The following is a 3,078-nucleotide window of genomic DNA, read 5'->3' on the forward strand; positions in this document are numbered from 1 at the left end:
AATCATCCTGATCGCCGAGCGCATCGCAGCGCGTCAACCTCAGGCCCGCGTCGAGACCATCGACGACCTGGGCTTTGTCGACGCCATCAAGGTCGGCCTGATCCAGTGCCTGGCCATGGTGCCGGGCACCAGCCGCTCGGGCGCGACCATCATCGGCGGCATGTTGATGGGGCTGTCGCGCAAGGCGGCCACCGACTACAGCTTCTTCCTGGGCATCCCGACCCTGGTGGGCGCTGGCATCTACAGCCTCTACAAAGAGCGCGCGCTCTTGTCCTGGGATGACCTGCCGCTGTTCGCCACCGGGCTGGTTTTTGCGTTCCTGTCGGCCTGGGTGTGCGTGCGCTGGCTGATCCGCTACGTGTCCGGCCACACCTTCGTGCCCTTCGCCTGGTACCGCATCGCTTTCGGCATCCTGATCCTGGTGACGGCGCATTTCGGCTGGGTGAGCTGGCACGAGTGAGCCCTGGGCCAGCCCGATGTCAGGGCTGCGACAATCGGGGGCATGAGCCCTCAGAGCCCGCCGCATCGCCCGAGCATCCGACACCGGGCCCTCGACGCACTGCTCGAGCCCGATCCGGCACGCAAAGCTGCCCAGGCACGAGTGCTGTTTGAAGAAGCTTCGGCTTGCCTGGTGGCGCCATCAGCTGCGCGCACAGCGCAACACCCGAGTGGTGACAACGCGTGGTCCGAGCCCGTGCGGCTGGCGGTGCTGACGCTGAGCGAGGCGCAGCAAACCGCCATGCCGGGCCGCCCTGCCCTGCCCCGGCTGGTGCCCGCCAAGGACGTGCCCTCGCGCAGCCCTTTCACCCTGGATGGGCGCGCGGCGCTGCTGCACGCCATCTGCCACATCGAGTTCAACGCCATCAACCTGGCGCTCGACGCCGTCTGGCGTTTCGCGGGCATGCCCGAGGCCTTCTACCGCGACTGGCTTCGTGTGGCCGCCGAGGAGGCGCTGCACTTCAGCCTGCTGCGCGAGCACCTGCAAAGCCTGGGGCACGACTACGGCGACTTCGATGCCCACGATGGCCTGTGGAGCATGTGCGAGAAGACGCGGCACGACATCGTGGCGCGCATGGCGCTGGTGCCGCGCACGCTGGAAGCCCGCGGGCTGGACGCCACGCCGCTGATCCAGGACAAGCTCACGCGTGCGGGCGACTTGCGCGCGGTCGAGATCCTTGACTTGATCCTGCGTGACGAGGTTGGCCACGTGGCGATCGGCAACCGATGGTTTCACCACCTGTGCCAGGAGCGCGGGCTCGACGCCGTGACGCTCTACCCTCGGCTGGTGCGCGAATTCGAGGCACCCCGCTTGCGCCCGCCTTTCAACGAAGCGGCGCGCAAAGCAGCCGGGTTCACCGAAGAAGAAATGGCATTTCTGCTGGGCACCGACTGAGCTGCCGAGGCGCCTGAACCGCAGCCAGGACACCCCGGTGCATCAGCCACGCGGGTGGTGCTGCGCGTGCAACTGCCTCAGCCGCTCGCGCGCCACGTGGGTGTAGACCTGGGTGGTCGAGATGTCGGCGTGGCCCAGCAGCATCTGCACCACGCGCAAATCAGCGCCGTGGTTGAGCAGGTGGGTGGCGAAGGCGTGCCGCAAGGTGTGCGGCGACAGGTGCTGGGTGATGCCCGCGTGCATGGCGTGTTTGCGGATGAGCTTCCAGAACATCTGCCGGCTCATGGCATGGCCCTGAGCGGTGACGAACAGGTCTTCGCTGCTGCGGCCTTCTCCCAGGATCTGTGGGCGGGCCTCGCTCATGTAGCGCAGCAACCAGCCGCTGGCCTCCTGGCCAAAAGGCACCAGGCGCTCCTTGCTGCCCTTGCCTGTCACGCGCAGCACCTCTTCATCCAGGCTGACCTGCACGGTGCGCAAGCCCACGAGCTCGCTCACGCGCAGGCCACTGGCGTACATGAGCTCGAGCATGGCGCGGTCGCGCTGGCCGAGGGGCTCGTGGGGATCGGGGGCGGCAAGCAGTTGCTCGACCTGGTCTTCGGTCAGGGTGCCGGGCAGGCGCATGCGCTGGCGCGGGGCATCCATGCGCACGGTCGGGTCGGCCTGACACAGGTGTTCGCGGATGGCCCAGCGGTAGAACCGCCGGAAAACGCTCAGGCGGCGCCCCACCGAGGCTGGACGAGACTCGCCGTGACGGGCCAGCATGTAGGCCTGCAGGTCGGCCTCCGAGGCTTGCAGCAAGGTGCGCCCCGCATGCCCGAAAAGCCAACTCACCAGGGCCGACAGGTCACGGCGGTAAGCGGCCAGGGTGTTGTCACTCAGGCCGTCTTCCAGCCAGATGGCATCGACGAACCGATCGACGACAGGGTCGGTCGGCGCGGGCAGCGAGTCGGTCTGCTGACCTGTGCCGCCCGGCGCCCCGCTGGCGTCGTCAGACACCGCCACGCAGCAAACCCTCTTTCATGCGTTTGTCGGCCGGGTGCTCGCCGACGAAGATTTTCAGCACCGCCCGGTACAGGTCATCGCCGGCCACGGGCTGGCCGATGGGCTTTTCGTTCAAGCGCAGCACGGTGCCTCGGTCGGGCTGGAAGTCGAGGTCAACGGTGTCGCCCACCTTGAGCTCGCCCAAGCCGTCGATCAGGGAGGCCAGGGTCTGCAGCCGGGCGCCGATCTGGGCCTGCACGGGCTCCGGTTCGTGGCGCGCAATGCGGCTGGTCAGCGACTTGGTCAGCTCGTTGCTGGGCGCGTCGAGCATGATCTTCAGGCGCAGGCGCTTGGGGCCCGGCATGCTCAGGACCTGTGCCGAGTCCTTCGTGGGGGCGGCCAGATACAAGCCGGCCACAAAGGCCTTGATCCAGGCCACGCCGCGCAAGCCCAGTCCATTCAGGCGCAGGGTGCGATCGGACAGCACCGCCGTGTCCTCGAAAGTCTGCCCTTCGAGGCTGGCCGCCATGGCGGGAGATGCCCCGACCCAGGTGCCAGCGACGAGGGCCAGCAGCGCGGTGCAGGCCAGGTGACGGGTGGCGCGCAGGCGCCAGGAAAAATTCAGCATGCAGCGGTGTTTGTTGGGTGAAAGGCAGCCTAGCAGCCCGCCAGGACCGTTTGAATGTGGGGACACACAATCGGCT

General features: G+C 67.7%; 4 protein-coding genes. 2 read left to right on the forward strand and 2 right to left on the reverse strand.

The window, feature by feature from the left end:
• Both B2W70_RS13615 and B2W70_RS13620 read left to right on the forward strand, forming a co-directional pair.
• On the forward strand, positions 1-460 hold a 460-nt coding region (locus tag B2W70_RS13615; protein WP_286746469.1), incomplete at its 5' end, for an undecaprenyl-diphosphate phosphatase.
• A 42-nt stretch (positions 461-502) separates the two neighbouring features.
• On the forward strand, positions 503-1,393 hold the full coding sequence (locus tag B2W70_RS13620; protein ID WP_058087233.1) for a ferritin-like domain-containing protein: 891 nt from the start codon (positions 503-505) through the stop codon (positions 1,391-1,393).
• 42 nt (positions 1,394-1,435) lie between these two features.
• On the opposite strand, the gene xerD is transcribed toward B2W70_RS13620, so the two are convergent.
• Both xerD and B2W70_RS13630 read right to left on the reverse strand, forming a co-directional pair.
• Positions 1,436-2,395, reverse strand: a complete 960-nt coding sequence (xerD, locus tag B2W70_RS13625; protein WP_414631069.1) for a site-specific tyrosine recombinase XerD — start codon at positions 2,393-2,395, stop codon at positions 1,436-1,438.
• Positions 2,382-3,002: a chalcone isomerase family protein gene (locus B2W70_RS13630; protein WP_286746470.1), complete on the reverse strand. Its 621-nt coding sequence runs from the start codon at positions 3,000-3,002 to the stop codon at positions 2,382-2,384. Before B2W70_RS13630 ends, xerD begins: the two co-directional genes overlap by 14 nt.
• Between the last annotated feature and the right edge of the window lie 76 nt (positions 3,003-3,078).

It is taken from the genome of Aquabacterium sp. UBA2148, from assembly GCF_002328915.1.
Taxonomy (GTDB): domain Bacteria; phylum Pseudomonadota; class Gammaproteobacteria; order Burkholderiales; family Burkholderiaceae_C; genus Aquabacterium; species Aquabacterium parvum.